The sequence below is a fragment of the Actinomadura spongiicola genome (assembly GCF_003432485.1).
Classification (GTDB): Bacteria; Actinomycetota; Actinomycetes; order Streptosporangiales; family Streptosporangiaceae; genus Spirillospora; species Spirillospora spongiicola.
Window position 1 is genome coordinate 88465 of record NZ_QVNQ01000007.1, and the last position, 6382, is coordinate 94846.

The window sequence follows — 6382 nt, forward strand, 5'->3', positions numbered from 1 at the left end:
GGTCGTGCCCGGCACCGGTTCTTTCCGCGTTTCCATCGTTCCAGCCATTCGATTTCGCGTTCGTGGTATGGAGCGCCGCGGTCGGACAACGACGTGTTCGATGACGGAAAGGCGCTGTAATCGCAGCGGTCCCGTCAGGTGATGAGGAACTCCGCGTTCTCCGAAATCCGTCGTGGACGCGGAAGGCGCGGGTCGATGATCACTACTGGGCTTCGGGGGTCACGACACGGTGGCCGAGCGTGGCCGAAATGCGTGTTCGGCCAGGGCCGGGGCCCTTTGGCGTGAGACAATCTCGCGCAGCAGCGGACGGTTCTTCCATCAGGGGTGGTCTCGATGTACCCGGTTCCTTCGCACGATATGGAGCCCGTCGTGCTCCAGATCGGCGACATGGCCCTGACCAGCACGCACGTCATCCTTCCGTACGGGCGTTACCCGCTGCACGGCGCCACGTGGACGGTCCAGGACTCCACCCAGGTCACCGACGGCATCCCGGTCGTGGCCATCGTCCTCACCATCATCTTCGTCTGGTTCTGCCTCCTGGGCCTGCTCTTCCTTCTCATGAAGGAACGCCGGTACCTCGGATTCGTGACGGTCTCCGTAACCGGTCCCGGATTCCACCACGCCGCGCAGTTCCCGCCGGGCCCCCAGTCGGGCGCCTGGGCGGCTCAGATGGTGGGCCAGGCACGGGCCATCACGGCCGGCGCGCCGCCCGTCCTCTAGAACACCTGTTCTCTAAGACACCTGTTCTCTAGGGCGCGAGGCGCGGTCGCGGGAGAGCGCGGTCAGCAGGTCGCTGGTGTTGAGGACGACGGCGCACCGCTCGGCGGCGTAGGTGATGGCCATGGCGTGGTGGTCGGCGGAGAAGTCGGCGGTCGCGTCGGCGGCGAAGAAGGTCTCGATGTCGCGCATGAACGCCTCGCACGCCGTCATCAGGCAGCCGATGTGGGCGTAGACGCCGGTGACGACGAGCTGGTCACGGTCCAACTCGGTGAGGATCCTCGCGAGCGACGTCCGCTGGAACGCGCTGTAACGCCACTTGGTGAGCTGGATGTCGCTGTCGGCGGGGCGGAGCGGGTCGATGATCCGCGCGGCCGGGGGGTCACCGGGCACGCCGTCGCCCCAGAAGTCCTGGAGGAGCCCGCGCTGCGCGAGGGTCTGCGCGCCGGGCTGAGCGGTGTAGACGACGGGGATGCCGAGCGCGGCGCAGCGCGACCGCAGCGCGAGGATGTTGGCCACGAGCTCCGGAATGGGGGACGCGTCGCGCCTGTAGGCGTCCACGAAGTAGTTCTGCATGTCGTGGACGAGCAGGACGGCCCGCTCGGGGTCCGGAGTCCAGTCGACCCGGTTCGCGGGGAGGGTGTCGGGCATCGGATACGGGGTGATTCCGGGCAGGCCCATGACGCTCCTAAGGGGTGGGGGCGAGGCGTGCGGCCAGGGCGCGGCGCAGCTCACGCTTGCTGATCTTGCCGACTCCGGTGACCGGGAACGCGTCGACGATCTCGACCCGGTCGGGGATCTTGTACGGGGCCAGGCCCCGGTCGCGCAGGTGGGCCCGCAGCTCGGCCGGGGTCGGCGGCTCCCCGCGCGGGACGACGACCGCGCAGGTGCGTTCGCCGAGGAACCGGTCGGGGACGGCCACGACGGCCGCGTCCCGCACCGCGGGATGGGTGAGGAGGTGGTTCTCGACCTCCTCGGCGGCGACCTTCTCGCCGCCGCGGTTGATCTGGTCCTTCACCCGTCCCTCGACGATGACGTGCCCGGACGGCAGGCGGCGGACGACGTCACCCGTCCGGTAGAACCCGTCGGGGGTGAACGCGACGGCGTTGTGCTCGTCGGCCCGGTAGTAGCCGCGGATCGTGTACGGCCCCCGCGTGAGCAGTTCGCCCGGCTCGCCCGGCGGGACCTCGTTCCCGGCGGCGTCCACCACGCGGACCTCGTCGTCCGCCGAGATGGGCCGCCCCTGGGTGGTGAGGTGGAACTCCTGGGGCTCGCCCGCGCGGGTGTAGCAGACGAGCCCCTCGGCCATGCCGTACACCTGCTGGAGGTCGCAGCCGAGCGTGTCGCGGACGCGGGCCGCGGCCGTGTCGGCGAACCGCGCGCCGCCAACCTGGAGGACGCGCAGGCTGGACAGGTCGTGCGAGGTGGTCTTCGCCGTCTCCATCCATAGCAGCGCGAGCGGCGGGACGAGCCCGGTGAGCGTGACGCGCTCCGCCTCGATCAGCGGAAACGCGACGGTGGGGGAGGGCTGCGGCGCCATCACCACGGTCCCGCCGGCGTGCAGGACGCCGAAGACGCCGGGGGAGCTCATCGGGAAGTTGTGCGCCGCCGGAAGCGCCGCCAGGTAGACGGTGTCGGGCGTGAGCCCGCAGATCTCCGCGCTGGCGCGGACGCTGTACAGGTAGTCGTCGTGGGTCCGCGGGATCATCTTCGGCGTGCCGGTGGTGCCCCCGGAGAGCTGGAACAGGGCCACGTCGGACGGAGCCGACCCGGTGAAGGCGGAGCCGTCGGCGCCGGCGTGGACGCTCTCCAGCGACGTGAACTCCTCGGCGTCACCGGCGACGAGCACGTGCCGCACGCCGGGAACCTCGTCGCGGACCTGCCGGGCGAGCGTCCGGTAGTCGAACCCGGCGTGCTCGTCCGCCACCACGTAGGCGACCGCCTCCGCGTGCCGGGCCAGATGGACGATCTCGCTCGACCGGTGGGCGGGCAGCGTGAACACCGGAATCGCGCCGAGCCGGAACAGCGCGAACGCCGTCTCCAGGAACTCGGCGACGTTCGGCAGCTGGACGACGACGCGGTCACGCGGCCGCACGCCGAGGGCGGCCAGCCCGGCGGCGAGCCGCGACGCGCGGTCGTCGAGTTCCCGGTAGGTCAGGCGAACGGTCCCGGCGACGACGGCGACGCGGTCGGCGTGCTCGGCGGCGAGCCGGGTGAGCAGCGCCCCGAACGTCTCGCCGCGCCAGTGACCGGCTTCGCGGTACCGGGCGGCGGTCTCCTCGGGCCATGGTGTGCAGTGAGGGAGCATCACAGATCCTGGTCGATTCCGAGCGCACGCAGGAACGTGCGGAACTTCGCGGTCGTCTCGGCCAGCTCCGCTTCGGGGTCGGAACCGGCGACGATCCCGGCGCCCGCGTAGCCGCGGATCTCGTTCGGCGCCACCTCGGCGCAGCGGATGGCGATCGCCCACTCGCCGTCGCCGGAGGAGTCCGTCCAGCCGACCGCGCCGCTGTAGAAGCCGCGGTTGAACGACTCCAGTTCCCCGATGGCCTTGCGGGCCGGCTCACGTGGGGTGCCGCAGACGGCGGGCGTGGGATGCAGGGCCGCCGCGAGCTGGACGGACGCGATGTCGGGGTCGACGATGCGGCCCTCGATCCGGGTCGACAGATGCCACATCGTCGGCGTCCGCGACAGCGACGGCCCGTCCGGGACCTCCAGGTCACGGCAGTACTCCCGCAGGCCCTCGGCGACGGCGTCGACGACCACGGCGTGCTCGTGCCGCTCCTTCTCCGAGGCGAGCAGCGCCTCACCGACGCGGGCGTCGACCTCCGGGTCCGGGTCGCGGGGCGCGGACCCGGCGAGCGGGTTGGCCGTGACGACGCTCCCGTTGCGCTGGACGAGCAGTTCCGGGCTGGCTCCGAGCAGCGTGTGACCCCGCAGCAGATCGACCGCGAACACGTAGCCGGTGGGGTTGCCGTGCGCGAGGCGGTGCAGCATCGCGGGCACGTCGGCCCGGACGACGTCGTCGAGGTGGAACGCGCGGGCGAGGACGACCTTGCGGAGTGTTCCGTCGTCCAGCCGGTCGAGTGCGGCGGCGACGCTCCGCTTGTACGCCTCCGGGGAGGGCGCGTGCCGCAGCGACCCGAACTCGACGGGCGCCTCGCCCGAGGGCGGGCCCGTCCAGGACGGTCCCGTCCAGTGCACGGTCTGCGGGACGAGCAGCCGCGCGGGCGTCGTCGGCTGGAACGGCAGCGCGCCCACCACGATCGGGCGCGGCTGCCCCGCCGCCCGCGCCTGCGCCAGCGTCTCCCGCACCCGGCGCGCGAGCGTCTCGACGGGGTTGCCGACGTTGCAGGTGGGCACGGTGGCGGCGGTGCCGCGTGCGAGGATCGTGTGCCCGGGGGAACGGAAGAAGAAGGAGTCGCCGGGCCGGTAGTCGCTGAGGAGGTCGGCGTGGGGCTCGGTGAGGATCGTCAAGGGGATCGGCTCCGGGTGTTCAGGCGCGCAGGGTGGCGCCGCCGTCGACGTACAGCTCGTGCATGGTGATGTGGCGGGCCCGCTCGGACAGCAGGAAGAGCACGGCGTCGGCGATGTCGGCGGGTTCGGCGACACGGCCGAGCGGGATGCCGGTGCGGAACGCGGCGGCGTCCCCCGCGATGACGTCGCCGGCGCCGAGGGCACGCAGCATGGGGGTGTCGGTCGAGCCCGGCGAGACGATGTTGCAGCGCACCCCGTGGGGCGCCATCTCCAGGCCGAGGCAGCGGGTGAGATGGGCGGCGGCGGCCTTGGACGCCGCGTAGGCGGCCATGCCCCCGCGGGGGACGCCGCCCGCGTTGGAGCCGACGGTGACGATGGCGCCGTGTCGGCGTCCCCTCATCCGGCGGGCCGCCGCGCGGGAGACGACGAACACGCCGGTCACGTTGACCGCGAAGGTCGCGGCCCAGTCGGCGTCGGTGGTGTCCAGGACGGTCGCCGGGCGCAGCAGCCCGGCGACGTTGACGACCTCGGTGACGGCCCCGAGCTCCGCCTCGATCTTGTCGAAGGCGGTCTCGACCGCGGGCGCGTCGCTGACGTCGACGGTGTGCGCGGTGATGGCCGGCCCCTGTTCGCCGGCCTGTTCCACAAGGCCGCGCAGACCGTCCTCGTCAAGGTCGAGCGCGGCCACGCGTCGGCCGGATCCGGTCAACGCCTCGACGATCGCGGCGCCGATTCCACCGGCACCGCCGGTCACCACCGCAACACCTTCGCGTCTCATCGCCGTCCTCTAAATTAGGCCTACCTAAGTTAGGCAAGCCTTGCCTATCGTTCAGAGATCGCACAACCCCTTGATGGGAACGGCGATCGCCCGACGGGCGGGCTTGACAGATCATGGAGCACCGCGCCATCTTAGGCAAGCCTAACCTAACTTGATCTTCCAAGGGAGTACAGCATGGAGCGGACTCGGCTCACCCCGGACCGCATCCGCGCCGATGTGGCCGAGGTGCTGGGCGTGGCTCCGGGGGACGTCGCCGACGACGTCCCGGTCATCGACCAGGGCATGGACTCGATCCGGCTCATGACCCTCGTGGAGCGGTGGCGCGCCGAGGGCGCCGACATCGACCTCATGGACCTCGCGGAGCAGCCGACGGTGGCCCGGTGGCTCACTCTCCTCGCCCGCTGACCCCCTTCACCCCCTGACCCATCGCACGGGAGAATCATGATCCACGTCCTTCGGAGATCACGGCCGCTGGTCGCCGTCGTCGCGGCCCTCGTCGCCGCGCTCACCCTCGCCGGATGCGGCGACTCCGACGACGCCGGCTCCGACGGGAAGGCGGCGTCCGCCGAGAAGCGGACGGTCCAGGCCACCAACGGGTCCGTCACCGTCCCGGCGGACCCGAAGCGCATCGTCGCGATCAGCTACGCGGCGGGCGCCCTGCTGGACGTCGGCGTCGTCCCGATCGGCACCACGAAGGTCGAGGAGCCGCTGGAGCTGACGCCCGAGCAGACGGCGCAGATCTCCAAGAGCACCGAGATCGGCGCGGGCGACCAGATCAACCTGGAGAAGGTGGCCGAGCTGCGCCCGGACCTGATCATCGTCGAGGGCGCCGACTTCGGCTGGCCGATCGACAAGCTCGGCAAGATCGCGCCGACGCTGTACTTCGAGGTCGCCAAGCCCAGCGAGCTGGTCGGCGCCGCCGAGAAGATCGCCCAGGCGGTGGGCAGGGAGGCCGAGCTCAAGCGGCTCAAGGACGCCTACACGGCCAAGATCGACCAGGTCAAGGGCGCCTACGCCGGGCCGCTGCAGAAGAACAGGTTCGCCCTGGTCTCGACCTATGGGGACGGCAAGTTCTACATCGGCACCCGCACGTCCTGGATGGGCCAGGTGCTCCACTCGCTGGGCGCGGGCTTCGCCAAGGAGTCCGACCGGACCGACACCCACGAGAACGAGTACTCGCAGGAGAAGATCTCCTCGCTCGCCGACGCCGACGTCGTGCTCATCGGCAACTCGGGCGGCAAGCTCAGCCCGGCGACCGAGGAGATGCTCGCCACGTCGCAGTGGAAGCTGCTCAAGGCCGCCAAGAACGACCAGGTCCACGGCGTGAACTTCAGCTTCGCCGACCGTTACACGACGCTGACCGCCGTCCTCAGCCAGGTCGAGACCCTGCTTAAGGGCCTGGGCTGACCG

The 6382-nt window shown here is 71.2% G+C and carries 7 protein-coding genes; 3 read left to right on the top strand and 4 right to left on the bottom strand.

Features of this window, described 5'->3' with window-relative positions; genetic code table 11:
* The first annotated feature begins 369 nt into the window (after positions 1 to 369).
* Positions 370 to 720 carry a hypothetical protein gene (locus D0T12_RS22545; protein ID WP_199487629.1) on the top strand — a complete coding sequence of 117 codons (351 nt, stop codon included), beginning with the start codon at positions 370 to 372 and terminating at the stop codon, positions 718 to 720.
* Positions 721 to 732: 12 nt separating this feature from the next.
* On the opposite strand, the gene D0T12_RS22550 is transcribed toward D0T12_RS22545, so the two are convergent.
* From D0T12_RS22550 to D0T12_RS22565, 4 genes are read right to left on the bottom strand one after another with little or no spacing between them, the layout of a single operon-like run.
* A complete protein-coding gene (locus D0T12_RS22550) occupies positions 733 to 1398 on the bottom strand; it encodes an isochorismatase family protein (protein ID WP_117401681.1) in 666 nt (221 codons plus the stop codon).
* 7 nt (positions 1399 to 1405) lie between these two features.
* Complete coding sequence (locus D0T12_RS22555) at positions 1406 to 3025, bottom strand: (2,3-dihydroxybenzoyl)adenylate synthase (RefSeq protein ID WP_117401682.1); 1620 nt, start codon at positions 3023 to 3025, stop codon at positions 1406 to 1408.
* Positions 3025 to 4194 (bottom strand): isochorismate synthase, encoded by a 1170-nt coding sequence (locus tag D0T12_RS22560; protein WP_233526229.1) that lies wholly within the window; start codon positions 4192 to 4194, stop codon positions 3025 to 3027. The genes D0T12_RS22555 and D0T12_RS22560 overlap by 1 nt, the downstream gene beginning before the upstream one ends.
* 19 nt (positions 4195 to 4213) lie before the next feature.
* Positions 4214 to 4972, bottom strand: coding sequence for a 2,3-dihydro-2,3-dihydroxybenzoate dehydrogenase (locus D0T12_RS22565; RefSeq protein WP_117401683.1), 759 nt, complete (start codon positions 4970 to 4972; stop codon positions 4214 to 4216).
* 174 nt (positions 4973 to 5146) lie between these two features.
* Here D0T12_RS22565 and D0T12_RS22570 point away from each other — a divergent pair, with 174 nt between their 5' ends.
* Both D0T12_RS22570 and D0T12_RS22575 read left to right on the top strand, forming a co-directional pair.
* A complete protein-coding gene (locus D0T12_RS22570; RefSeq protein ID WP_117401684.1) occupies positions 5147 to 5377 on the top strand; it encodes a phosphopantetheine-binding protein in 231 nt (76 codons plus the stop codon).
* Positions 5378 to 5413: 36 nt separating this feature from the next.
* Positions 5414 to 6379: an ABC transporter substrate-binding protein gene (locus D0T12_RS22575; protein ID WP_117401685.1), complete on the top strand. Its 966-nt coding sequence runs from the start codon at positions 5414 to 5416 to the stop codon at positions 6377 to 6379.
* Positions 6380 to 6382: the final 3 nt, after the last annotated feature.

Bases quoted from the DNA above. Each gene is read 5' to 3' on its own strand.
- D0T12_RS22550 (WP_117401681.1), bottom strand. From the start codon at position 1,398: ATGGGCCTGCCCGGAATCACCCCGTATCCGATGCCCGACACCCTCCCC.
- D0T12_RS22555 (WP_117401682.1), bottom strand. From the start codon at position 3,025: ATGCTCCCTCACTGCACACCATGGCCCGAGGAGACCGCCGCCCGGTAC.
- D0T12_RS22565 (WP_117401683.1), bottom strand. From the start codon at position 4,972: ATGAGACGCGAAGGTGTTGCGGTGGTGACCGGCGGTGCCGGTGGAATC.
- D0T12_RS22570 (WP_117401684.1), top strand. From the start codon at position 5,147: ATGGAGCGGACTCGGCTCACCCCGGACCGCATCCGCGCCGATGTGGCC.
- D0T12_RS22575 (WP_117401685.1), top strand. From the start codon at position 5,414: ATGATCCACGTCCTTCGGAGATCACGGCCGCTGGTCGCCGTCGTCGCG.